The organism is Ruegeria sp. BC5 (assembly GCF_056539205.1).
In genome coordinates, this window is record NZ_JBQFUN010000003.1 from 196,469 (window position 1) to 219,927 (window position 23,459).

At 56.0% G+C, this 23,459-nt stretch carries 21 protein-coding genes and 2 tRNA genes; 12 read left to right on the plus strand and 11 right to left on the minus strand.

Going from position 1 to position 23,459, the window contains the following annotated elements; translation table 11 throughout:
* Positions 1–6: 6 nt before the first annotated feature.
* Entirely contained in the window at positions 7–1,935 is a 1,929-nt protein-coding gene (dxs, locus tag ACR0LY_RS10690; RefSeq protein ID WP_170349644.1) for a 1-deoxy-D-xylulose-5-phosphate synthase, read from the plus strand.
* A 32-nt stretch (positions 1,936–1,967) separates the two neighbouring features.
* Here dxs and ACR0LY_RS10695 read toward each other — a convergent pair.
* Positions 1,968–2,043, minus strand: a tRNA-Thr gene (locus ACR0LY_RS10695).
* Positions 2,044–2,249: 206 nt separating this feature from the next.
* Between ACR0LY_RS10695 and ACR0LY_RS10700 the strand changes: the two genes are divergently transcribed.
* The 7 genes from ACR0LY_RS10700 to ACR0LY_RS10730 all read left to right on the plus strand — a co-directional run bounded on the left by ACR0LY_RS10700 (position 2,250) and on the right by ACR0LY_RS10730 (position 11,538).
* Positions 2,250–3,083 (plus strand): arsenate reductase/protein-tyrosine-phosphatase family protein, encoded by an 834-nt coding sequence (locus ACR0LY_RS10700; protein WP_170349643.1) that lies wholly within the window; start codon positions 2,250–2,252, stop codon positions 3,081–3,083.
* Positions 3,080–4,078, plus strand: coding sequence for an ArsJ-associated glyceraldehyde-3-phosphate dehydrogenase (locus ACR0LY_RS10705; protein ID WP_170349642.1), 999 nt, complete (start codon positions 3,080–3,082; stop codon positions 4,076–4,078). Before ACR0LY_RS10700 ends, ACR0LY_RS10705 begins: the two co-directional genes overlap by 4 nt.
* On the plus strand, positions 4,075–5,340 hold the full coding sequence (gene arsJ, locus ACR0LY_RS10710; protein WP_170349641.1) for an organoarsenical effux MFS transporter ArsJ: 1,266 nt from the start codon (positions 4,075–4,077) through the stop codon (positions 5,338–5,340). Before ACR0LY_RS10705 ends, arsJ begins: the two co-directional genes overlap by 4 nt.
* 633 nt (positions 5,341–5,973) lie before the next feature.
* On the plus strand, positions 5,974–8,127 hold the full coding sequence (locus tag ACR0LY_RS10715) for a type I restriction endonuclease subunit R (protein ID WP_170349640.1): 2,154 nt from the start codon (positions 5,974–5,976) through the stop codon (positions 8,125–8,127).
* 14 nt (positions 8,128–8,141) lie between these two features.
* Positions 8,142–9,770, plus strand: coding sequence for an HsdM family class I SAM-dependent methyltransferase (locus ACR0LY_RS10720; RefSeq protein ID WP_170349639.1), 1,629 nt, complete (start codon positions 8,142–8,144; stop codon positions 9,768–9,770).
* Positions 9,767–10,948 carry a restriction endonuclease subunit S gene (locus ACR0LY_RS10725; protein WP_174820474.1) on the plus strand — a complete coding sequence of 394 codons (1,182 nt, stop codon included), beginning with the start codon at positions 9,767–9,769 and terminating at the stop codon, positions 10,946–10,948. The genes ACR0LY_RS10720 and ACR0LY_RS10725 overlap by 4 nt, the downstream gene beginning before the upstream one ends.
* Positions 10,945–11,538: a hypothetical protein gene (locus ACR0LY_RS10730; RefSeq protein ID WP_170349637.1), complete on the plus strand. Its 594-nt coding sequence runs from the start codon at positions 10,945–10,947 to the stop codon at positions 11,536–11,538. Before ACR0LY_RS10725 ends, ACR0LY_RS10730 begins: the two co-directional genes overlap by 4 nt.
* A gap of 451 nt (positions 11,539–11,989) precedes the next feature.
* Here the strand turns inward: ACR0LY_RS10730 and ACR0LY_RS10735 are convergent, their stop codons facing one another.
* From ACR0LY_RS10735 to ACR0LY_RS10765, 7 genes are all read right to left on the minus strand, one after another.
* Positions 11,990–12,172, minus strand: coding sequence for a hypothetical protein (locus ACR0LY_RS10735; RefSeq protein ID WP_170349636.1), 183 nt, complete (start codon positions 12,170–12,172; stop codon positions 11,990–11,992).
* Positions 12,172–12,342 carry a hypothetical protein gene (locus ACR0LY_RS10740; protein WP_170349635.1) on the minus strand — a complete coding sequence of 57 codons (171 nt, stop codon included), beginning with the start codon at positions 12,340–12,342 and terminating at the stop codon, positions 12,172–12,174. The genes ACR0LY_RS10735 and ACR0LY_RS10740 overlap by 1 nt, the downstream gene beginning before the upstream one ends.
* Positions 12,339–12,854: a hypothetical protein gene (locus ACR0LY_RS10745; protein WP_170349634.1), complete on the minus strand. Its 516-nt coding sequence runs from the start codon at positions 12,852–12,854 to the stop codon at positions 12,339–12,341. The genes ACR0LY_RS10740 and ACR0LY_RS10745 overlap by 4 nt, the downstream gene beginning before the upstream one ends.
* Entirely contained in the window at positions 12,851–13,432 is a 582-nt protein-coding gene (locus ACR0LY_RS10750; RefSeq protein ID WP_170349633.1) for a hypothetical protein, read from the minus strand. The genes ACR0LY_RS10745 and ACR0LY_RS10750 overlap by 4 nt, the downstream gene beginning before the upstream one ends.
* 172 nt (positions 13,433–13,604) lie before the next feature.
* A complete protein-coding gene (locus tag ACR0LY_RS10755) occupies positions 13,605–14,153 on the minus strand; it encodes an HNH endonuclease (protein ID WP_170349632.1) in 549 nt (182 codons plus the stop codon).
* Between the two features lie 405 nt (positions 14,154–14,558).
* On the minus strand, positions 14,559–15,554 hold the full coding sequence (locus tag ACR0LY_RS10760; RefSeq protein ID WP_170349631.1) for a site-specific integrase: 996 nt from the start codon (positions 15,552–15,554) through the stop codon (positions 14,559–14,561).
* A 134-nt stretch (positions 15,555–15,688) separates the two neighbouring features.
* Positions 15,689–15,765, minus strand: a tRNA-Arg gene (locus ACR0LY_RS10765).
* A gap of 115 nt (positions 15,766–15,880) precedes the next feature.
* On the opposite strand from ACR0LY_RS10765, the gene ACR0LY_RS10770 reads away from it, so the two are divergent.
* Positions 15,881–16,906 (plus strand): LacI family DNA-binding transcriptional regulator, encoded by a 1,026-nt coding sequence (locus ACR0LY_RS10770; RefSeq protein WP_170349630.1) that lies wholly within the window; start codon positions 15,881–15,883, stop codon positions 16,904–16,906.
* A gap of 4 nt (positions 16,907–16,910) precedes the next feature.
* Positions 16,911–18,119 carry a winged helix-turn-helix domain-containing protein gene (locus tag ACR0LY_RS10775; RefSeq protein ID WP_170349629.1) on the plus strand — a complete coding sequence of 403 codons (1,209 nt, stop codon included), beginning with the start codon at positions 16,911–16,913 and terminating at the stop codon, positions 18,117–18,119.
* A gap of 3 nt (positions 18,120–18,122) precedes the next feature.
* Here ACR0LY_RS10775 and ACR0LY_RS10780 read toward each other — a convergent pair whose 3' ends face one another.
* On the minus strand, positions 18,123–18,821 hold the full coding sequence (locus tag ACR0LY_RS10780; RefSeq protein ID WP_170349628.1) for a fumarylacetoacetate hydrolase family protein: 699 nt from the start codon (positions 18,819–18,821) through the stop codon (positions 18,123–18,125).
* Between the two features lie 541 nt (positions 18,822–19,362).
* Positions 19,363–19,797: a homoprotocatechuate degradation operon regulator HpaR gene (gene hpaR / locus ACR0LY_RS10785; protein ID WP_170349627.1), complete on the minus strand. Its 435-nt coding sequence runs from the start codon at positions 19,795–19,797 to the stop codon at positions 19,363–19,365.
* 236 nt (positions 19,798–20,033) lie between these two features.
* Between hpaR and ACR0LY_RS10790 the strand changes: the two genes are divergently transcribed.
* Both ACR0LY_RS10790 and ACR0LY_RS10795 read left to right on the plus strand, forming a co-directional pair.
* Positions 20,034–21,446: a pyridoxal phosphate-dependent decarboxylase family protein gene (locus ACR0LY_RS10790; RefSeq protein ID WP_170349626.1), complete on the plus strand. Its 1,413-nt coding sequence runs from the start codon at positions 20,034–20,036 to the stop codon at positions 21,444–21,446.
* Positions 21,447–21,456: 10 nt separating this feature from the next.
* Complete coding sequence (locus ACR0LY_RS10795) at positions 21,457–22,227, plus strand: HpcH/HpaI aldolase family protein (protein ID WP_170349625.1); 771 nt, start codon at positions 21,457–21,459, stop codon at positions 22,225–22,227.
* A gap of 4 nt (positions 22,228–22,231) precedes the next feature.
* Here ACR0LY_RS10795 and ACR0LY_RS10800 read toward each other — a convergent pair whose 3' ends face one another.
* The gene (locus tag ACR0LY_RS10800; RefSeq protein ID WP_170349624.1) at positions 22,232–23,374 is read right to left on the minus strand and encodes a DUF3095 domain-containing protein; all 1,143 of its coding nucleotides are present in this window, start codon (positions 23,372–23,374) and stop codon (positions 22,232–22,234) included.
* Between the last annotated feature and the right edge of the window lie 85 nt (positions 23,375–23,459).

Genomic DNA, 23,459 nt, shown 5'->3' on the forward strand with positions numbered 1-23,459 from the left:
CGCCAAATGTCTGACCGCCCGAAAACGCCTTTGCTGGACCTTGTGAGCCGTCCTGCGGATCTCAAGCAGTTCTCGGATGCGCAACTGCATCAGGTGGCGCAGGAATTGCGAACCGAGACGATTTCGGCCGTGTCCGTCACAGGTGGGCACTTGGGCGCGGGCCTAGGTGTAGTCGAGCTGACCACCGCGTTACATGCGGTATTCGACACGCCCCGCGACAAGATCATTTGGGATGTGGGGCATCAGTGTTATCCGCATAAGATCTTGACCGAACGGCGCGACCGTATCCGAACCCTGCGCATGAAGGACGGACTGAGCGGGTTCACCAAGCGCAGCGAAAGCCCGTATGATCCGTTTGGGGCAGCGCACAGTTCGACCTCGATCAGCGCTGCGCTTGGATTTTCCGTGGCCCGCGATCTGGGAGGCGTCACGCCCGAAGGGCTGGGTGACGCAATTGCCGTGATCGGCGATGGGTCGATGTCGGCGGGTATGGCCTTTGAGGCGATGAACAACGCCGGTCATCTGGGCAAACGCCTGATCGTCATCCTTAATGACAATGAGATGAGCATCGCCCCGCCCGTCGGTGCACTGTCCAGCTATCTGTCGCGAATTTACACCGAAGCCCCGTTCCACGAATTGAAAGCCGCTGCCAAGGGTGCGGTCTCGCTTCTGCCTGAACCGTTCCGAGAAGGTGCAAAACGGGCCAAGGAAATGCTGAAAGGCATGGCGGTGGGCGGCACGCTGTTCGAAGAGCTTGGCTTTTCCTATATCGGGCCTCTCGACGGTCACGACATGGATCAGTTGCTGCCGGTTTTGCGCACGGTCAAAGCACGGGCGACCGGTCCGATCCTGATCCATGTGCTGACAAAAAAGGGCAAGGGCTACGCGCCCGCCGAGCAGGCCCGCGACAAGGGCCACGCCACCGCGAAATTTGACGTGGTCACGGGCGAGCAGAAAAAGGCCCCGTCCAACGCGCCGTCATATACGTCGGTCTTTGGCAAAGCGCTGGTTGATGAGGCGGGGCGCGATGACAAGATCGTGGCTGTCACGGCCGCAATGCCGGACGGCACCGGGTTGAACCTGTTTGCCGAACGCTACCCGTCGCGCTGTTTCGACGTCGCAATTGCGGAACAGCACGGCGTGACCTTCGCGGCGGCGCTGGCGGCTGGCGGTATGAAACCGTTCTGCGCGATGTATTCGACCTTTTTGCAGCGCGGCTATGATCAGGTGGTGCATGACGTGGCCATTCAGCGCCTGCCGGTGCGTTTTGCCATCGACCGTGCAGGGCTGGTGGGTGCTGATGGCGCAACCCATGCGGGATCCTTCGATATTGCCTATCTTGCCAACCTGCCCGGCATGACCGTCATGGCCGCTGCGGATGAGGCCGAACTGATGCACATGGTGGCCACGGCGGCGGCCCATGATGACGGTCCCATTGCGTTCCGCTATCCGCGCGGCGAGGGTGTGGGCGTCGACCTGCCTGAAGGAGGCGAGGTGCTTGAGATCGGCAAAGGCCGCATGATCCAAAAAGGTGCGCGCGTGGCGCTTTTGTCCTTTGGCACCCGCTTGGCCGAGGTGCAGAAGGCCGCCGAGGCCCTTTCAGCCCGCGGGATCACACCCACCATCGCCGACGCCCGTTTCGCCAAACCGCTGGACCGTGATCTGATCCTTGATCTGGCCGCTAACCACGAGGCTCTGATCACCATCGAAGAAGGTGCCGTTGGCGGATTTGGCAGCCACGTGGCACAGCTATTGGCGGATGAGGGTGTGTTCGATCACGGGCTGAAATACCGCTCGATGGTGCTGCCGGATATCTTCATCGATCAGGCCAGCCCAGCGGACATGTATGCCGTTGCGGGCATGAATGCCGAACAGATCGAAGCCAAGGTTCTGTCGGTTCTGGGCGTCACAACAATAGGCGAAAAACGCGCCTAAGCGGTTACCGGAACACGATTCGGGAATGCATGTGGTGCCTCAAGAGGGACTCGAACCCCCGACCTTGTCCTTACGAAGGACCTGCTCTACCAGCTGAGCTATTGAGGCAAGCGAGGGTTCGTTTAAACGGTCGGGGTGGTACGCGCAAGCCTACTTCTTTTTGGTTTCCTCGTGCTTTTTCCACGCGTTTGGGCAAGCTGTGCTGTTGACCGCTCGACCCCAACGCGAACATTCAGTGACAACGAATGTGAATTTATTGTAACGGCGCGGGTTAGGGATTGTTGCTTGCGTGTTATTTCGATATTTCATGAAATATGATAAATCGAATAACAAACCAACTCGCTGTCCTTGGCCACCCGCAACGTATTTCGGTGTTTCGTATATTGATGCGACGCTTTCCTGACGCCGTTCCGGCGGGTGAATTGGCGACAGAGCTGAGTATCAAACCCAGCACTCTGTCGAACTATCTGAACGCATTGCAACGATCCGGGCTGGTGACGCAGAAACGGTCAGGGACTTCCCTGCTTTATTCGGTTGAAATGAAGAACGTTCAGAACATGCTGGGCTTCCTGCTGAACGATTGCTGCCGTGGCCGCCCTGATATCTGCATGCCATCCGAGCAAGGAAACGGCGCAATGACGGGCCGCAAATTCAACGTGTTGTTTATCTGCGTTGGCAACTCGGCACGTTCCATTTTTGCCGAGACCCTGCTGCGAGACATCGCTGGGAACCGGTTCAACGTCTACTCAGCTGGCACAAAATCGTTTTCCGAGCTGAATCCGATGGCCATGCAAGTGCTTGAGGACAAGGGTCATGACACCTCGGGTTTACGGTCCAAAAGCATATCTGAATTCTCGGGCCCCGACGCGCCCGAGTTGGATTTCGTTTTTACTGTCTGCAACAAGGCCGCAAACGAAGAATGCCCCGCCTGGGAAGGTCAGCCGATTAGCGGCCACTGGGGTATGATCGATCCGGTCCAGACCGAAGGCACAGACGCCGAAAAAAGCCTAGCGTTTCAGAACACTTATGGCGCGCTCAAGCGCCGGATTGAAGCCTTCACCTCTTTGCCGGTCGAAAGTCTTGACCGGATCGCATTGCAATCTGCTGTCGATGACATCGGCAGAACGCCCGTCGAGGAAGAACAATGACAACTTACGCACTGAACGGTTTGGGCCGGATGGGAAAGCTGGCCTTGAAACCATTGCTGGAAAAAGGCGCCAAGATCGCCTGGATCAATGATGCAGTGGGCGACCCCGAAATGCACGCGCATCTGCTGGAGTTTGACACCGTGCATGGCCGCTGGGATGCCAATTTCGAGCATGACGCAGAGAGTGTCACGATCAATGGCACCCGCCTGCCTTTTATTGGCACCAAGGACCTGAATGCCCTTCCACTGGACGGTGTCGATGTGGTGATCGATTGTACAGGCGTATTCAAGACCGAGGCCAAGCTGGCCCCATATTTCGAGGCTGGCGTGAAAAAGGTTGTCGTCTCGGCTCCGGTCAAGGAGGGACCGACTGCCAATATCGTCATGGGCGTCAACGATGCCACCTATGACCCGAACAAGCACCTAATCATCACTGCGGCCTCATGCACCACCAACTGCCTGGCGCCTGTGGTCAAGGTGATCCATGATAACCTGGGCATTCGACACGGATCGATGACCACAATCCACGACGTGACCAACACGCAAACCATTGTGGATCGACCGGCCAAGGACCTGCGCCGCGCACGCTCGGCGTTGAATTCTCTGATCCCGACCACCACCGGATCGGCCACCGCAATCACGCTGATCTACCCCGAACTCACGGGGCGGCTGAACGGCCATGCAGTGCGTGTGCCGTTGCTGAACGCCTCGCTGACCGATTGCGTATTCGAAGTCGAGCGGGAAACAACTGCTGAAGAGGTCAACGCCCTGTTCAAAGCCGCTGCCGAAGGGGACTTGAAAGGTATTCTGGGTTATGAAACGCGGCCTTTGGTGTCGACCGACTACACCAATGATACACGCTCTTCGATCGTGGATGCGCCTTCGACCATGGTGGTGAACGGAACGCAGGTAAAGATCTATGCCTGGTACGACAATGAAATGGGTTATGCGCACCGCCTGGTGGACGTTGCCCTTATGGTTGGGTCGGGGCTGTGACCCAACGGCCCGAGGGTCTGTCAGCCTATATCGCGGTCACAGCCGCCTATTGGGCGTTTATGCTGACCGACGGTGCGTTGCGCATGTTGGTGCTGTTGCATTTTCATTCGCTGGGCTTTTCACCGGTGCAGCTGGCCTATCTGTTTGTTTTGTATGAGGTCGCAGGGATCGTAACCAATCTGACGGCGGGCTGGATTGCGGCACGCTTCGGGTTGACCTCGACGCTTTATGCCGGTCTGGGACTTCAGGTTCTGGCCTTACTGGCGATGACGCAACTGGACCCGAATTGGACCATCGCAGCATCGGTGACCTTTGTGATGATGGTGCAAGGGGCCAGCGGCGTGGCCAAGGACCTGGCCAAGATGTCCTCGAAATCTTCTGTGAAACTGCTGGCACCCACCGAGGGGGGCGGGCTTTTTCGTTGGGTAGCGGTGCTGACCGGATCCAAGAATGCGGTGAAAGGGCTGGGTTTTCTGCTGGGTGCGGTGATGTTGGCCACCTCGGGATTCATGATGGCGATCCTGATTATGGCCGCAGTTCTGGCGCTGATATTGATTGGAGTAATACTGTTCATGCCCGCAGGTCTGCCCATGGGCCGCAAGGGGGCAAAATTCTCCGAGGTGTTCTCGAAATCCGCCAATGTGAACTGGCTTTCGGTGGCGCGTGTCTTTCTTTTTGGCGCCCGAGACGTGTGGTTCGTGGTCGGCATCCCGATCTATTTCTACGCCGTGCTGTCCGACGGCACCCAAGAAGGAAACCGCGCAGCTTTTTTCATGATCGGCTCTTTCATGGCGGTCTGGGTTATCCTTTACGGCGCTGTTCAAGCCAGCGCGCCCAAGATTCTGCGCGCCAGTGAACGCAGCGAAGCAGACCTGATCCATTCCGCCCGCAGCTGGGCCGCAGCTTTGTTTTGCGTACCCGCCGCATTGACGATTGTGGTGCTGTTCTCTTCAGGCCCCGAAACATGGTTAACCGTCACGCTGGTTCTGGGCCTGCTGCTGTTCGGCGCGGTGTTCGCAGTCAACTCATCGCTGCATTCCTACTTGATTCTGGCCTTCACAAAATCGGAACGGGTGACGATGGATGTCGGATTTTACTACATGGCCAACGCGACGGGCCGCCTTGTGGGCACCGTCCTGTCCGGGCTGACCTATCAAATCGGAGGTCTTTCCCTGGTCCTGGGCACCGCAGCCGCGATGGTTGCACTGGCAGCGCTGGCATCGGGCAAGCTGACCGATCAAACCGCTGACGCCTATTCTTGAATGTCGTCGTACACTACCTGACCGCCCGGCCGCCTATAGCTGTGTTTCAGCAAACTTGGCGACCCCGGCAGGATTCGAACCTGCAACCTGCCCCTTAGGAGGGAGGTGCAACAAGCAATGTCATGCACTGCAAACACTTGCATCACATCGCGTGATTTGTCCGTGTTGTCAGTGAGTTAAGTTTCGCATGTCAGTGGGTGCATTACAATACCAGAAGGTACGTGATCGGTCAGTAAAAGCAGCCCAAGTGCAGCGGAGGTGCAGCGTTGTCTGTGACAGTGTCACACACACTCTGATGACGATGATCAAACAACACAGTGTTCGGATGCGACAACGTGTGTCATGAGGTTCGTGCGTGCAGCGTAACGGATTGAACCACCCACCCTCCTGTTCGACAACTCCCCCGCACAAAAGCAAAACACGGGTATCAGGTGAGGCGCACTGCGGGCCGGATGTCGGACGCGTCCCCCTTTTGCAAATTGCAACACGGTGCGGTTGCATTCACAGCAAGACGAATGCACTTTGCTTTCAAAAGAAAAAGTAATCGCATGTAAATTGCAGAACTTGTTGAGCCGAGTTGCAGGAAACAAGCTGCGCTTTGCATGACAGGCATTGTCGAGAAGGGCTTAACTATTGGCACGTAGTGGAACGGAAGCATTTGCGCGTGCAAAGATCGACGCTCTGTTGCGTGATGCTGGTTGGGACTTGATCGACGGAACAAGTGTGCACTTTGAGTACACTCTGAGCGACGGCACACGCGCTGATTACGTATTGTGTGATCGAAAAGGCCGTCCTGTCGCTGTTCTTGAAGCCAAACGTGCATCCGTCGATCCGATTGCCGCACAAGATCAAGGCAAGGCATATGCCGAATTGCTTGATGTGCCGTTCGTATTTCTGTCGAACGGTGAAGAAGTGTGGTTCTTTGACAGAACCATCGATGCACATGCGCGAAAAGTTGCGACACTCTTTGCACAAGGTGATCTTGAGCGGCGTATGGCAAGCCGTGTACTTCGGCGTGACCTTCATACCGTTCCAACAGACTTGAAGATTGCGGGTGGTGATGGACGCCAATACCAAATCGACTGCATCGACGCGCTTTGCGAAGAGGTGGCGCTTGGACGCCGCAAGATGCTTGTCGAGATGGCAACGGGAACAGGCAAAACCAGAACCGCAGCAGCTTTCATCAAACGCTTGTTTGAAGCGGGAATTGTTACCCGTGTTCTGTTCCTCGTTGACCGCATAACACTGGCGACACAAACAGAGGACGCGTTTACGGACTACCTTGCAGACTATCCATGCCAGATTTTGCGCCCCGGTAGAGGGTTTGACCATGGAAAGAGGATCACGCTCGCCACCCTACAAACAATGATCAACGAGTATGATCAGCTTTCGTCAGGCTACTTTGACCTTATCATAACCGATGAATGCCACCGCTCCATCTACGGGAAGTGGAGCGGTGTTCTGAAGCATTTTGATGGCTATCAGCTTGGTCTGACAGCGACGCCATGTTCGGTTGATGCCGAAGACCTACCAGACCCAGAAGACGGATTGTTTGTGCGTGATACGCTCCGTTTTTTTGAATTGGACAAGCCCACATACAGCTACACGCTGACCGAAGCTGTCGAGGACGGACACCTTGTGCCGTATCGCATCTATAAGGCAATGACGGTCAAGACAGCAGCAGACGCTGGCTTCCAAGTACACCGGTCAGAACTCGATTGGTCTGCGATGGACCCCAATACAAAGGCCGAGTTCGAAGAACTGTTTGCTGAAGGTGATCCAATCACCGTGCATCCAAATGCGCTTGAACGGAAGTTCACAATTCCAGAACGCAATCGCGCAATCGTTCGCGAGTTTCGGGAAGTCGTCGAAAACGGCTTCAAAGGTGCGGACGGGATCATGCGTTACCCATTGGATGGCAAAACAATCGTGTTCGGTGTCACGAAGAAACACGCGGAAACACTGGCAACGATGTTTGATCAGCATTTCGCTGACAAGAAACCCAACCAAACAACGAGATACGCTGATTTCGTTGTCAGTGATCTTGGTGGTGGACCAACACCGGGTGCGAGCACCATCATCAAACGCTTCAAAGAAGAAGAATATCCCAAGATACTTGTCAGCGTGAACATGCTCGATACTGGTTTTGATTGCCCTGAGGTGGTGAACCTGGTGATGGCACGGTTTACAAAGAGCGCGATCCTGTACCAGCAGATGCGCGGGCGCGGCACTCGTAAGGCTCCGCACATCTTCAAAAGCAGTTTCACCATGTTCGACTTTGTTGGTGTCACTGACTTTCACGGTGATGATCCGAGCAGGATTGAAGGCGGGGTCATTGGCGTTTCGACGCCCACGACTGGGCCATCCACACCTAGCTCGCTGCTGAACCTCGACGTGAACGATCACATTGACCCGGCATCACGGGATTGGGTCACACTCGACGAAAACGGGCGCATTGTACGCACTGACGAACATGATGCGGCCTCAGCAGCTTTGGGTCTACGGTTTGAGGCTTGGTTCGAAGCACAGTCGTTCAATGCAGAACAAGAACGATGGGCAAGACTGATCGAAAGCCGCGTAAAAGCGAACGCAATGTCAATTGATGGCTTTTGGGATTACGACTTTGACGAACCACCTTTCACTGCGCTTGGCGGATTTGATCAAGCAGTACGTGTTTTCGGCGGACAAGACGCACTCGACATCGTACTTGGCAGCTTAAACATCGCCCTGTTCGACGGGCCGGACATTGAGCGTCACTCTGCCGAGCACGGCCACCCGATACACTGAATTGAAAGCACCACATGTCTCTTACCCCTGCGCTCCGACAGAACATCGAACAAATTCGCAATTATCTGTATGGCGGTGGCTACCCCAACCCTGCACAGAATGCTGAACAGCTTAGCTTTCTGATCTTCTTTTACATGTTCGAAGCCGCTGACGCTGCGCAGATCAGGAGTGCTCGGAGACCCGGTGCCGCGCCTTACACCAGTGCGTTCAATGGGCAGTGGAAACTGAAGAACCCGCTCAACGCAAAAGACCGGGGCGCAGAAGAGGTGCCGAGAGAATTGCTGCGATGGTCCAATTGGGCAAACGGGTTGAATGGCGAACGACTGGTGACATGGGTGCGCGATGAGGTCTTCCCCTTCTACGCAGCAATCGCAGCCAAGGGTGCCACCGACTTCATGGACGGTGCGCGACTTGGCATAGATGAGCCAACCGTGCTTTCGCAGGTGCTCAGCCAGATCAATGACCTGCACCTCGAAACGATGGATGCCGACACAAAGGGCGATCTCTTCGAACATGTGCTGCGCCAGATCAAGCAGGCGGGTGAACTGGGGCAGTTCCGCACACCGCGCCACGTGATCCGCACCATTGTTGAAATGGTTGACCCGCGTATTGGCGAAACGGTGTATGACCCTGCCGCTGGCACAGCTGGTTTCCTTGTTGCAGCCTATGACCACATCCGCCTTGCAAACTCATCGGACAGCGGTGTGCAGGAGGGGCTGGTAGACGGCAAAACCATCAAGCGCGGACTTGGTGACATGCTCAGCCGCGACGCCTTCGCACAATTGCAGGAAGCCACATTCTACGGCAACGACGTTGACCCGCAGATGGTTCGCCTTGCGACGATGAACCTGTTTCTGCGCGGTTTGGACAAAGTGCGCATCCTGCGGCGTGACGCCCTGACACGCACGCTGAACAAAGCAGAAAAGGCAGAGCGCGGATTGCCAGCCGATGGCTTCGATGTTGTGCTGGCAAACCCACCATTCTCAGGCCGCCTTGATGCAAACCGCATTGTCGAAGAGGTCAAGGTTGGCACCACTACGCAAACAGAACTGCTGTTCCTGCAATACATGCTCAACCAGATGAAGGACGACGGACGCTGCGGCGTGATCCTGCCGGAAGGCGTCTTGTTTGGCTCCACCGGTGCACACAAGGAACTGCGGCGCAAACTGGTGGAGAACAACACCGTCGAGGCCGTGCTGTCGCTGCCCGGAGGTGTGTTCAACCCCTATTCTGGCGTGAAGACATCCGTGCTGATCTTCCGCAAGGGCGGCACAACGGACCGCGTGATGTTCCTTCATGCTGACAATGACGGCTACAAGATGGATGCAAATCACGACACGCCCATCGACGCGGATGATCTGCCGATGTTGGCTGAAGCATTCGTTGCGCGTGAACAGAATTGGCAGACTTGGACATCGCGTGATGAGGCGGATGAATGGACTGAAAAATGGTGGTTCGCTGACACCGACGCTCTGCGCGCTGCCGACTTCAATTTGAGCGCAGGACGACACAGGCCGCAAAGCCGGTCTCAAGTAGAGCATCGTGATCCGATCGAGATACTGGACGATTTGAAAGCGATCGAACGCGAGATTTTGGATGAACTCAATGAACTGACAGGTTTGGTTCGTGAGGTTGTGCGGTGACTAGTTTCCGATTCGTAAAGCTAGGCGACGTGTGTGAAACAACCAGCGGCGGCACTCCCAATCGAAAGAACTCGCACTACTTTGACGGCGCAATTCCTTGGGTCAAATCGGGTGAACTCAATGACGGGTTGGTGACCACGACTTCGGAAACCGTCACTGATGAAGGTGTGAAAAACTCAAGCGCAAAAGTGTTTCCCAAAGGCACACTGTTGATGGCGATGTATGGTGCTACAGTCGGAAAACTCGGAATTCTCGATATCGACGCCGCGACAAATCAAGCGGTTTGCGGCATCTTCCCAACAGAAAAGTTGGACAAGATGTTTCTTTTCCATCTTTTGAAAGCGAGAAGAAAAGAACTAATCGGCGAAAGTGTTGGAGGAGCTCAACCAAACATCAACCAAAAGATAATTCGCGAGCAACAGTTCTTTCTCCCACCCCTCGACGAACAACGCCGCATCGTCGACATCTTGAACCGCGCGGCGAGCATCGAGCGGTTGCGGGCACAAGCCACCGCACACCTGCGCGATCTGATCCCCGCCCTGTTCATCAAGATGTTCGGTGATCCCATCGACAACCCGATGGGGTGGGATGTGAAGCCGCTGGGTGAAGTCGTTAAAGCATTCCAAGGCGGCAAGAACATTCAAGCCGGTAGCGGTTCCTCACCATTTCGCATTCTAAAGGTAAGCGCTGTGACTTCTGGAGTTTTCAATGCCGCCGAAGCGAAGCCGGCACCGGACGATTACGTCCCTCCGAATGAACACAAACTGCAAATGGGTGACCTTCTATTCAGTCGAGCAAACACAGCTGCACTTGTGGGCGCAACCGCAATTGTAGATCAAGAAGCTTCTAATCTGCTTCTCCCAGACAAGCTCTGGAGGGTTGTTCTTCCGGAAGGTGCGCCAGTAGTTTCAGAGTTCTTGCACGGGTTTCTCAAGATGCCTTCAACCCGTAGCGCGTTGAGCCAACTGGCGACTGGGACAAGCTCAAGTATGCAGAATATTTCACAGAAAAAGCTAAAAACACTTCCAACAATTACTCCCCCTTTGGATATGCAGAAAAAGTACGCGGACCTGATCAATAGAGTTCGCCAAACCTCTGTTCAGTTTGAGAACTCAAATGACCGTGCAGAGCACCTTAGTGCTTCGTTGATGGCTCAAACTTTCGGGACCCGCCTATGATTGGTTTCGTATTAAATCCAGATTGGATCAGCGCAATATCATCTGCGATATCAGCAATCGCTGTAATTTTTGGCCTGTTTTTCGGATTTAAACAAATAACACTTTGGCGGACTGAGGCACGCGATCGTCGTCGCGCTGAGGTGGCAGAGGACTTGATGGCCGAAGCGCAAAACTCTGTTGATGTAATTCAATCGCTGCGTTCGCCTATGTCGCGGGTCCCGAAAGAAAGTACTTCCGATCCGGGATATATCTACAAACAAAGATGGGAGAGAATGGCAGACCGAAACGAAGTCTTTGAAAGGCTGCGTCATGCGCAGGTCCGAGCGAAAGTCGTTTTGCAAAACAATAGTGCAGATAGTGATATCGAAGAAATCTTCAGGATTCGTGTTGAACTACTTATTGCGTTGGAAATGCTATTGGAAATGTCCTCGTACGAGGACCTGACGAAGGAGGAAGTTGAGCAGCGCATAGACCTAAAGAGAAAGGCATTCGGCCACGGCAAAAACGATGACTTTGGCAAAAAAATAGAACAGACGTTGAGAAGCGTTGAAGAAAAACTCGGTCCAGTAGCGCGCCTCGAAACCAGATAGCAAGCCACTTTCTTATCCATTAGGGCGTCACGGATCGCCACCAAGCACTAACTAAATAGAAACGCTACGCAGAGCCAAATTTAGTTTTGGAAGTTCGATAGACCTATGCTCCCGTTCTGCTTCACGCCACTGCTGATCCAGCCATTCTGCCAACCTTAGCGCCGCCGTGTATCGCCCTGTCGCCTGCAACCATGCCGCAGCGTCGCGCAACGAGATTACAACGCGATTATTCGAAATCCGTTTCGCCTTTGGCCCCTTCCCGCGCAAACGCGACATCCGCAGCGTGTTTGGTTTGATCCCGCAGACCCGGCAAAGTTCATGCGCGTAGATCGTGCCGTCGCGGCGGATCAAACTCACAAGGTTTGGGTCATGCTGTTCAAGGCCGTCATGTCTTGACACTGCGATGCCTGGGCTTGGCTTTTCGGGCGGCTTTGCCGCGTCAGGTCTCGTATCACTTTGCAGCATCCTCACCCTCTCGATCATTCACTTCGATGCCGTACTTGCGCGACTCATCAATCACCAATTGCCGGATCATTTTCCTGCGGCGAATGTTCTCCAATGCCATGCTCATCTTCTGAACTGTCGACATCTGCACCTTGAGCGGGCGCTGTCTGAGGCGGCGTGTTCGAGCCATCACACAAATTCCTGCTTCGACGATGCAGCGTTGCCGAGCGAGCCATAGCCGCTAAACTTTCGCTTCGACAATAAGCGCCAGTAGGTGCTGACAAGAGCAGTCAGGATCACGGCACCATCATTGCCGTTCAGCGCGAAACCATGCGAACACAGACCAGTGACACCGATCATCCATGCTTCTCCGAAACCAACTCAATTACGTTGTGGGTGTTCTCGTGCGCCATGTCGTTAGCACCGCTGCGGTCAATTTCTGCCAAACCATCTGGCGCGGCGATCCTTGCCCACTGCTGCCCCGTGCTACTCAATACACGATGCAGAACGTGATTACCTTCCGCATCCCAACGCAGGATGCCACATGCGTGCAGTTCTTCGATGGCACGCCACGACACACGCTTGTCTCCGACTGCTCGACAAGCGTCTTCGAAAACGGCTTTATCAGTGCCGCCAACGCCAAACACGTGCAGAATCAGCCCACTGACAAACCTCCTTGCTTGTGGCGTTGCCTTACGAAGTGCTTGCATGACTGCTGCATCACTTACACGCAGCGACGCAGATGCTCGCTTGCGGGCTTCGATACGAAGTTGCGCATCTAACTCGGCCCGTTGCATCGGGGTCAGGTGCGCGCGCTGTTTGCGACGTGCTGCACGGTTGCAGATTGTGGATCGTGCTGTAGTGGTGGTCATCTGCTGACCTCCTTTTCGCCTCGGCTGCGATCAGTGTCTGTGTGAGTGTCGCTGTCTTCGATGCATACTGGTTGCTGACCGTTGTCTTCGGGGAACAGCACGTCGTCTTCGTTTTGCGCTGCCACTATCGCCGACAATGCAGGATCATTCAGCACGTTGCCGAACTGCACGACGAACGGATTGATCGTCCAGAACCCTCCGCGCTTCGAGTACGTTGCTATGTCTGCCTTCTTCAAATCGGCTGCTGCGCGACAGACGCGTTGCAGGGTCAGCATCCGCAGGTCATGTACGGGATCGTCGTCGTTGCACGCGTCTGCAAGTTTGTTTGCCAGCTGCACAATCTGTGTTTGCGTCAGATCAACCTTGTTCTTGTTCATGGTCATTTGCGACAACAGCACAGCAAGAACGCGTCGTGCGTCGGGACGAAGCAGCAGCATCTTGAAGAACAGTTCGTGCGATGCGCGGACCCACGAGCGTGGTGGCAGGAAGTCATCCTGCATCGGTGCCTTGTGCACAATCGTCGTGATCGCGTGGCGGGTCTGACGGACACTGGCTCGGTGTTGTGTGGCTCTGGTCATCCGGTCTGGCTCCTTGGCTGGACCGAAGATGTTGTACAAATTCTGCAATATCTCAGGGACTTGTTGCAGGAAGAATGCAACATCTCGATTGCTTTACTGTTAAATATCAGATGATTAAGCCATTTTCCTTCTAGAATAAGCTGGACGGGGGTTCGGGCTTGCCTACGTATCGTCACTGCGCTGCCTCCTCATGCAGGTGCGCCCACCGCTCACCGCTCTTTATTTTGCTGACGGTTTGTCTAGCGATGCCAAGTTCATCTGCGATCACTTGATGAGGGCGCGTGTCTTTGATGATGTCGCTGGCTTGCTGTTCGCTCAGTTTCGATCTGCCGTGCATTTTGCCTCGTGCGGCTCTGCCCGCTTCGACACAATCATCTGAGTTTTCTTGCCGCGTTCCATGCATGAGGTGATCCGGGTTGACGCAGGCGCGGTTGTGGCAAAGGTGCCGTGTGTCCCACTTCCAGTCTTCGTAGAGCAGCAACTCGTCTCGGATTGCGACGATTACACGAGCAACGCGGTGTCGCCTGCCCAGCCAACCAATGCGAGGTCTACCGTTGCTGTCCATCGTGCCGCTTATGAACACGCATCCGTTCTCATCAACGTGCGAAAACTTCCGTGCGATGCGTTCAAGAACACAGCGGTCATCGGGATGCGCATCGATTTGCGACAAGGCGTTGCCGAGCGGATTGAAAGCGTTGAGGAACCCTATTGTCGCTTTCATTGCGGCACATCCTTCGACATCTCAAGCGTCGTCGGGTGCAAAATGCATTTGCGCATCTGCAACCAAGCATCCACGTCGACGGGATCGAACAAAACGCGGTGTCCGATCTGAGACCAAGGCGGGCAAGCGGTGTTTCGGCCAGCACGACGCGCACTCAACATTCGATTTAAGGTGCGTAACGACACGCCAATGCGATTGGCTGCTTCTATCTTATTGAGGGGTTTAGGCACTTGGGACGCTCCGTTTGGTGGTGAACGGTGCGCCCGCAGATTAAGTCTGCCTCAGTGCGTCTTCTCTGACCCAACTAGGCCCACCACGGCCCTAGAGTCAAGCCATTTGGCCCAACATTTAGCGCCCCGAGGCCCCGTTTGGCTATTCCGACACTACATGTTGTGTCCGTGCTGTTCAGTCAGCAGCAAGCGGAGCGTGTAACTTCGCTACGATGTCTGCGGCTTGTAGGTGCACGTAGCGCTGCAACATCTGCAATGTGCGATGACCGCTGACTTGCTGCACTTCAAAAAGCGTCAGACCGCGTTCAACAAGCCTGCTGACCGCCTCGTGCCGTAAGTCGTGCAATCTCAGGTCATCGACACCAGCACGTGTCCGCACTCGTTCAAATCCCTGTCGCACGCAGTCGGCTGACATCGGCAACACGCGGTCATCAGTGCGCGGCAACTCGATCAACGTCTGCACCGCCGTCGGGCTGAGTGGCACAGTGCGCGCGTGTCCGTTCTTGGTCTTCGGTAAGAGTACCGTGCACCTTTGCAAATCAATATGCTGCCACTGCATCGCCAGCAACTCACCACGCCGCATCGCTGTCTCGACTGCCAGCACCAACAACGAGCGCATGAACGGATTGCGCCCTTGGTCACACGCCTGCATCAGCCGATCCCACTCATCTGCTTGCAACCTGCGTTCTCGCCGATCATCAACGCGAGGGCGCTTGACTTGCTGGACCACGTTGACCGCTCCAGCTTCAAGCGCGTGTCCGACTGAACTCTGTAACAGAGTCAGTTCACGCACTACCGTGCTTGGCGACACCTGAGACAGCCGCTTGTCGCGCCACTTGCAGACATCAACGGCAGTCAACGTGTCTAACCGCAATCTCATGAACGACTTGTGATGCTTCAACATCGCGTCGATGCACCGTTGTTCTCTATCTGCGCTGCGATGTGTCGGAACAACGGTGTCACGGAACGCGGTCAACGCATCAGAAAGCGTGGTTGTCCCTGCCTGTGCGCGTTCTTGTTGATGCAAATGACCGCGTTCTGCACGCAACTCTGCATCTCTAGCCCACTTTACTGCATCTGCGCGCTTGGTGAACGACTTGCTGGCACTGCGTCCTTCACGTCTTACCGTTGCTTGCCACTTGCCGCTTGGTCTCTTGTTAATCGTCGCCATCTCGCATCTCTCCCTTGTGCGATGAGGGACACTTCAGCGCGATGAGTGCAGCGGAGGCGCAGCGCATTGTGTTGTGTGCATCGTTTGGCAACTGGTGCCTTGCACGCAACACGCTGACATTGTTTGCAGATGTGTGGTGACCCCGGCAGGATTCGAACCTGCAACCTGCCCCTTAGGAGGGGGCTGCTCTATCCAGTTGAGCCACGGGGCCGCGCAAGGCTCTCTGTAACCCGGTTTTTTCAGGTTGTCATGACCTTTGCACAACAGTTGTAAATCAAGTCCCGTTCACGCTACCATCGGGCAAAACAACAGTGCAGGTGCCCTCCGTGACCACAGAAACAAAACGTCCGCTTACCCTTCGTGATGTCTCGGAAGCGTCAGGAGTGTCCGAAATGACAGTCAGCCGCGTTCTGAGGAACCGAGGTGACGTGTCCGACGCCACCCGCACCCGCGTTTTGGCTGCCGCGAAAGAGTTGGGATACGTTCCTAACAAGATTGCAGGCGCGCTGGCTTCCAGCCGCGTAAATCTGGTTGCGGTGATTATCCCGTCGCTGTCCAATATGGTCTTTCCCGAGGTTCTGACCGGTATCAATCAGGTGTTGGAAGACACTGAATTGCAGCCCGTGGTCGGCGTCACCGATTACCTGCCCGAGAAAGAAGAAAAGGTCCTTTACGAGATGCTCTCGTGGCGGCCGTCGGGTGTGATCATCGCAGGACTGGAACATACCGAAGCCGCCCGCGCAATGTTGGATTCAGCCGGAATTCCGGTGGTCGAGATCATGGATACGGACGGCAAACCAGTGGACGCGATGGTCGGCATCTCACACCGCCGTGCCGGGCGTGAAATGGCTGCTGCGATCCTGAAAGCGGGTTATCAACATATCGGTTTCATGGGCACCAAGATGCCGTTGGACCACCGCGCGCGGAAACGCTTTGAAGGTTTTACCGAAGTGCTGGGCAAGAACGGGATCGAGATCGAAGATCGCGAGTTCTACTCCGGCGGCTCGGCCCTGGCCAAAGGGCGCGAGATGACGCAGACCATGCTGGATCGTTCGCCAGATCTGGATTTCCTGTATTATTCCAATGATATGATTGGTGCTGGTGGATTGCTGTACCTGCTGGAACAGGGCATCGACATACCGGGACAGATCGGTCTGGCCGGGTTCAACAATGTGGAACTGCTGCAGGGGTTACCACGCAAGCTTGCCACGATGGATGCCTGCCGTCTTGAGATCGGGCGCAAGGCGGCCGAGATTATCGCCACGCAATTGGCCGATCCGAATACCGAGGTCGACACGCGTCTGACACTGACCCCCAAGATCAGCTATGGCGACACCCTGAAGCGGCGCTAAACTCATGGCGCCGCGGCGGCTGGACAACAAAACGGCCCGCGCGCTGTTTATGGATCACCATGCGCTGGCCGAACCGCCTTCGGGCGGGGCCAAAGGTGCGGAGTTATTGGGCTTGATCCACCGACTGGGCTTTGTTCAGCTGGACAGTATCAATACCGTGGCCCGCGCCCATGACATGATCCTGTATTCGCGCAGGCCATCCTATCGCGCCAAAAACCTCAAACAACTTTACGAACGTGACAAGGCGCTGTTTGAACACTGGACTCATGACGCTGCTGTCATCCCGATAGAGTTTTACCCCCATTGGCATCTGCGTTTTCAACGTGATGAGACCTTGTTGAAATCCCGCTGGAAAAACTGGCGCCGGGATGGATTTGAGCAGCAATTTGCCTCTGTCCTGCAACACATCCGCGATCATGGCCCGGTCTCGTCCTCGGATGTGGGCAAGGACGAGAAAAAGGGCTCGGGCGGTTGGTGGGATTGGCACCCATCGAAAACGGCGCTTGAGTTCCTGTGGCGGTCGGGCGCGCTGACCGTGGTTGGCCGCAACGGGTTTCAAAAACAATACGATCTGACCGAACGGGTCATCGAGACGCATCTGTGTCCTGGCAACATACCCTGCAACGCCAAGGAAACCGTGGATTGGTTGTGCAATGCAGCGTTGGACCGGCTGGGATTTGCCACACCCGGAGAGCTGGCGGCATTCTGGGATACGGTCAGTGTTAGCGAGGCCAAGAACTGGTGTAATAAGGGTCTAACACAGGGTATTCTGGAGGAGATTGAAGTCACCTGTGCCGATGGAAGAAGCCGCAAACTGCTCGCGCGCCCGGATTTGGCCGAGAAAAACCCGCCTTCGCCGTCCAGTCGCATTCGCGTGCTTAGCCCCTTTGACCCGATGCTGCGCGACCGCAACCGCGCGGAACGTCTGTTCGGGTTCCATTATCGGATTGAGGTCTTCGTTCCCGCCGCCAAACGGACCTATGGCTATTACGTGTTTCCGCTGCTGGAAGGGGACCGATTGATTGGCCGGATCGATATGAAAGCCCAGCGCGACCGTGGCATTCTACAGATCAACGCGTTATGGCCAGAGCGATCCGTGCGCTGGTCCGGCGCGCGGACACGCAGGCTAGAGGCCGAGATGGATCGCGTCCGCCGGTTTGCTGGATTGGACGGTTTTGAATTCGCAACCGATTGGCTGAAAGACCCTAAATAGGGTCTATTCTGAATCCGTCAGCGTCAATTGGATCGGCTGCAACCCGTCAATCCCCCCTTCGATCACATCCCCAGCCTGCACTGGGCCAACACCGGCGGGTGTGCCCGTCAGGATCAGGTCACCTGGACGCAGATGGTAATATCCGGACAAATGGCTGATGATTTCGTCGATCTTCCAGATCAGTTCGCTCAGCGTGGCATCCTGACGAATGTCGCCGTTCACGCTTAGATGAATGCGTGTGTTGTCTTGCGGTGACCAGTCCGCAGCCGAGGTCAGGGGCGCAAACACTGCCCCGGCCTCAAGGTCCTTACCCAGATCCCAGGGTCGCTGTTTGTTGCGCTCTCGGATTTGCAGATCCCTACGGGTCATGTCCAGGGCACAGCCATAGGCATAGACGGCGTCCCAGGCCTGCGCACTGGTGGCGCGGAAAACGGGCTTGCCGATGGCTACAGCCAGCTCCATCTCGTAATGAAAATTCTCGGTCCCCGGAGGGTATGGCACAGACGCACCGGTCAGAACTGCGTTTGGAGCTGATTTGGTGAAATAAAAGGGGGCTTCGCGGTCGACCTCGTGCCCCATTTCGGCGGCATGAGCGGCATAGTTACGGCCCACACAGAAAATTCGCCCCACCGGATAGGCCGCATCCTGCCCCCGCATCGGAATCACAACCGGATCGGGAAGAGAAAACAAATTGTCTGGCATGGGAGCCCCCTAATCTATCAGCCAGCGCGCATCTTAATGCGGTGAACCGCGGGAACAAGTCGCCGCTTCTCGCGACATCGGCTGAATTCACTGCAATTTTACCTGCCAATCGGCAAGCCCTGGCCGACAGCTGTTCACAATCTGGTCGACGGGCTTGGAAAACGCTCAAACAGCTCTAAGTTGAAAGATGGCTGGGTGACGAGCGCTGGCAAATCGGGGTGCCGCGCGCTCTGACCGCCACTCACAGATATGGCGGGGACCCAAGCACCCGCCACGACGTCAAGACACCCCATAGGGTCCCGCATCACGCGGAATTATCGGGTGCGAATATTTCAGAGAACTATGGTCAAAGGCGTTACCCCCAATGTCTTTGGAGCAAAAAGCCGGTTACTTTTTTGATTGGCGCGTTCTCTGAATTGCGGGCCGGACCGTCGGGAACTATCCGGTGCAACCGGCCTCGGGCCAGGCATATAATCCAGTACACGTCTGGCCGCCCCGTCAGAGATAGCACCTGTCTCTGGCGGGGTTCGTATTTGGGGTGTCACGTTTCCAGTTCGCGCAATTCGTTCAGCAGGTCCAACAGGGCCTCATGCCGGTCGGGCCCAAGTTTGGTGCGCAGATCCTCGGCCAGATGGATGGTTATCTGAATATTGTCTTGGATAATCTGCTTTCCTTTGGCTGTGATGTCGACGATCTGGCGGCGCTTGTCACAAGGGTGCGCGCTCCGCAGGATCAGGCCTTTGACCTCAAGCTTTTGCAGAATGCGAGTGAGGCTGGGCAACAACAGGCAAGCACGGTCCGCAATATGAGTCGGCTCTTGCGGGCCTTCCTCGTTCAGGACACGCAGCACGCGCCATTGCTGTTCGGTCACACCAACATCCACCAGCATCTTGCGAATGGGTCCCATGACCCGTTCCCGCGCCCGCAGCAACGCAATGGGCAATGAACGTGACGTCAATGGTACATCATTGGTCATACGAAATTCTTGCCGAATTCCGCCGACACTGCAACGGGACAAAGGGTTTTTTCGGCTGTTCTTACCTATTTGGCCATAAATAGACTCTATGCGATGGGATATTTTCACAGAGTTGTCATTTTGTGATGAAGTGAAGGATCGAAAGATCGTTGACCTTCTGCCCGCGTTGTCCATCACTATCAGCAAGACAAAACCAGCCTGGGGGTAACCCCCACCAAACAATGCTGAGGATAGCGATGAAATGGGATGAATTCTCAGACTGGGGCAAGAAAATATCCGAATGGGCACAGGATTATCACCTGACCGTGGGGGACAAACCGGTGCGCTCCCAGACCGAGCCCGGAGAAGTGTTCAACGCCCTGCCCGCCCATCCGCCGGAACAGGCGCAGGCGATCGAGGACATTTTCCGCGATTTCGAAGATATCGTGATGCCCGGCATTACCCATTGGCAGCACCCCCGGTTCTTTGCCTATTTCAACTCGAACGCCTCGGCCCCTTCGGTTCTGGCCGAGTTTCTGGCCAGCGCAATCGCGCCACAATGCATGCTGTGGCAGACCTCGCCCGCCGCAACCGAGATGGAAACGCGGATGATGGACTGGCTGCGACAGGCGCTGGACCTGCCCGAAGAGTTTGCTGGTGTCATCCAGGATTCTGCTTCGTCGGCAACGCTGGCCGCTGTGCTGACTATGCGGGAAAAAGTGTTGAACTGGCAGGGCAATCGTCAGGGGTTGTTCGGTCAGAAACCGCTTCGTGTCTATTGCTCGGCCGAGGTCCATACATCGGTGGACCGCGCCATCTGGGTTGCGGGGATTGGGCAGGATAATCTGGTACGTGTTCCGATCAAGGGAGATTGGCGTGGGATGGATCCTGCGGCACTAGATAGGGCAATTCAAGCTGATTTAGACTCTGGTTTTCAGCCCGCCGGTGTCATTATGTGTGTTGGTGGCACCGGAACTGGGGCCACCGATCCGATCGACGAATGCTTGAAGGTGGCGCAGAAATACGGGCTTTATACGCATGTGGATGCGGCCTGGGCCGGGTCGGCGATGATCTGCCCGGAATATCGCTACTATTGGCCCGGCGTGGATCAGGCCGATAGCATCGTCTTCAACCCGCATAAATGGCTTGGTGTGCAATTCGATTGCTGTGCGCATTTCCTGAAAAACCCGGATGACCTGGTGCAGACGTTGGCAATTAGCCCGGAATTCCTGAAGACACATGGTAAGGACGGGATCATCAACTACTCGGAATGGTCGGTGCCTCTGGGCCGTCGGTTCCGTGCGCTGAAACTGTGGTTCGTTATACGCGCCTATGGGCTTGAGGGGTTGCGTGAACGGCTGCGCAATCATGTGAACTGGTCCGTCGACCTGAATGACAAGTTGGCGGCCGAGCCGGATTTCCAGATCACCACGCAACCGATGTGGTCGTTGTGGACCTTCCGCTATGCGCCTGAAGGGCACCCCGATCTGGACGCGCTGAACCTGCGGCTGGTTAATGCCATCAACGATGATGGCCGCATTTACCTGACCCAAACCCGTGTTGATGGTGATATGACGATCCGTTTTCAGGCGGGTCAGTTCGAAACCACGCAAGATGACGTGCGAATGGCCTATGATGTCATCACCGAAATCGCACGCTCACTAACCTAAGGGTTCCACCATGTCTGCACCAAAAAATACTTTCAAACAGGCTCTGATCAACGGAGATCGCCAAATCGGTTGCTGGAGCAGTTTTGCCGAACCCATCGCAACCGAGATCATGGGCACCGCCGGATTCGACTGGCTGGTGATCGACGGTGAACATGCGCCGAATGACATCCGTTCGATACGCGATCAGCTTATGGCGCTGGCCGCCAGCCCCTCGCATCCGGTGGTACGCGTGCCCGTGGGGGAAACGGCGAAGATCAAGATGGTGCTGGATGTGGGGGCGCAAACCATTCTGGTACCGATTGTAGAAAGCGCCGAACAGGCACAGGAATTGGTCCGCGCCTGTCGTTATCCGCCCATGGGCCTACGCGGTGTCGGTGCAGGGGCCGCACGGGCGACTGGCTATGGGTCCGTCACGGATTACATTCAAACGGCAGATGCGCAGATTTGCCTGCTGGTTCAGGTGGAAAACCGCGCCGGGATGGCAGCACTGGACGATATTCTGACGGTTGACGGTATTGATGGTGTGTTCATCGGCCCGGCGGACCTGTCCACCGACATGGGCTATCAAGGCAATAGCGCCGCGCCCGAGGTGCAGGCCACCATCGCCGACGCCATCATCCGTATCAAAGCCGCCGGCAAGGCACCTGGCATTCTGGGCACCAATGATCAGGCAAATCAGACCTATATGGATATGGGCGCGCAGTTTCTGGCAGTGGGAATCGATGTGATGCTATTGGCGCAGGCGGCGCGGGCCTTAGCGGCCAAGTGGAGAGCGAAGTGACGCCTTAGCCCTGCATCCCTGCCGCGGCCTGCGCGTAACCACCCGAAGCTCCATCGACGAAATGCACATGATCATCGCGCGTGGCCGAGGGCACGAAACAGGTCATCATCGCCTCATCCTGCACGTGCAGACCATAGCGGACCTTGCCCTGCCCGCGCGCTTGTTCCAGCATCACGCGGATCTGCGATAAGGTGGCCGGATCGCAATCCAGCGTCATTTTCAACCCATCATCGAATTTGCGGAAATCGGCATTGCGACTGACCATGTGTTTGTAATGTTCAGGGTCGAACTGACCCAATCGCTTACCGGTCTTGAACAGCAGCGCAATCAGCAGGTTTTGCCCCAAAAGTTTGAGTTTCTGCGCAAACAGGTTGCGCCCGGCCCGTGACACACGCGCATCAAGCGCGACATCGGGGGGTGGCCAACTGATTGGTGGGCCGTTTTCTGGCACCGGGTGACCTGCGCGCTCCAACCGATCGGCCGCGGATAGGACGGATTGAGACAGATCGGCAAAATCGCTTTCGGTGGCTTTGGAAGTCGGCTGCACCACGACCGAGACGATCATTCCATGCCGTGCCCTGCTGTTGGACCAGCGACAGGACAGGCCGGTAAGGTCGGGCTGCGCGCCGGGGTCGGCGGGCGGCACTTCGAACTGGCCTTCCTTCATCTGCGCCTCAGCCCAGGCCAGCCCACCCCCCGAGAACATGGCGTAATCCACCCCGTCTGACGGCGCATAGCGTGCCACACGCAGGTCTTTGCCCGCCATGCGGATTTCGGACACAGGCACCAAGGCCCCGCGCAGAGTAATCCCAAACTCCTCGTCCGCCCAGCGCCGAAGCTGGGCCAGGACCGTTCGGCCCGTGTCAACCGCGCTGGCGGGTATGGCAAATCCGGCCCCGTCGCCACCGAAGACATAGGGAAACTCCTGCCCCTTCAACCCGTTGATCATGCCCGAGATCACAGCCGCGCCGACCATATTGACGGTTTTATAACGCCCTTTGGCAATCTCACCGGTGGAATCAACGATATCGGCCACGCCCAGCGCCCAGTCATCCGGCACAGCGGTAAACCGCGCAGGCTGAGCCAGTCGAGTAAAGTCCCGCTGCAGGGGAAGGCTGTCATAAAAGGCGGCCTGGGCGTCTTTCATCTGCACCTCGGGGTGATGGGTAAATAGTTAGATAGACCGAATGTGAACGCTGTCCGGTGAAAACAGTATAGCACACGCGCTTGTG

Excerpts from the sequence above, each read along its gene's own strand:
- ACR0LY_RS10730 (WP_170349637.1), top strand. The coding sequence starts at position 10,945 with ATGATTGGTTTCGTATTAAATCCAGATTGGATCAGCGCAATATCATCT.
- hpaR (WP_170349627.1), bottom strand. The coding sequence starts at position 19,797 with ATGACCAATGATGTACCATTGACGTCACGTTCATTGCCCATTGCGTTG.
- ACR0LY_RS10775 (WP_170349629.1), top strand. The coding sequence starts at position 16,911 with ATGGCGCCGCGGCGGCTGGACAACAAAACGGCCCGCGCGCTGTTTATG.
- ACR0LY_RS10790 (WP_170349626.1), top strand. The coding sequence starts at position 20,034 with ATGAAATGGGATGAATTCTCAGACTGGGGCAAGAAAATATCCGAATGG.
- ACR0LY_RS10800 (WP_170349624.1), bottom strand. The coding sequence starts at position 23,374 with ATGAAAGACGCCCAGGCCGCCTTTTATGACAGCCTTCCCCTGCAGCGG.
- ACR0LY_RS10750 (WP_170349633.1), bottom strand. The coding sequence starts at position 13,432 with ATGACCAGAGCCACACAACACCGAGCCAGTGTCCGTCAGACCCGCCAC.
- ACR0LY_RS10700 (WP_170349643.1), top strand. The coding sequence starts at position 2,250 with ATGATAAATCGAATAACAAACCAACTCGCTGTCCTTGGCCACCCGCAA.
- ACR0LY_RS10735 (WP_170349636.1), bottom strand. The coding sequence starts at position 12,172 with ATGGCTCGAACACGCCGCCTCAGACAGCGCCCGCTCAAGGTGCAGATG.
- ACR0LY_RS10755 (WP_170349632.1), bottom strand. The coding sequence starts at position 14,153 with ATGAAAGCGACAATAGGGTTCCTCAACGCTTTCAATCCGCTCGGCAAC.
- ACR0LY_RS10795 (WP_170349625.1), top strand. The coding sequence starts at position 21,457 with ATGTCTGCACCAAAAAATACTTTCAAACAGGCTCTGATCAACGGAGAT.
- ACR0LY_RS10760 (WP_170349631.1), bottom strand. The coding sequence starts at position 15,554 with ATGGCGACGATTAACAAGAGACCAAGCGGCAAGTGGCAAGCAACGGTA.
- ACR0LY_RS10780 (WP_170349628.1), bottom strand. The coding sequence starts at position 18,821 with ATGCCAGACAATTTGTTTTCTCTTCCCGATCCGGTTGTGATTCCGATG.
- ACR0LY_RS10740 (WP_170349635.1), bottom strand. The coding sequence starts at position 12,342 with ATGATCGGTGTCACTGGTCTGTGTTCGCATGGTTTCGCGCTGAACGGC.
- ACR0LY_RS10720 (WP_170349639.1), top strand. The coding sequence starts at position 8,142 with ATGTCTCTTACCCCTGCGCTCCGACAGAACATCGAACAAATTCGCAAT.
- dxs (WP_170349644.1), top strand. The coding sequence starts at position 7 with ATGTCTGACCGCCCGAAAACGCCTTTGCTGGACCTTGTGAGCCGTCCT.
- ACR0LY_RS10745 (WP_170349634.1), bottom strand. The coding sequence starts at position 12,854 with ATGACCACCACTACAGCACGATCCACAATCTGCAACCGTGCAGCACGT.
- ACR0LY_RS10705 (WP_170349642.1), top strand. The coding sequence starts at position 3,080 with ATGACAACTTACGCACTGAACGGTTTGGGCCGGATGGGAAAGCTGGCC.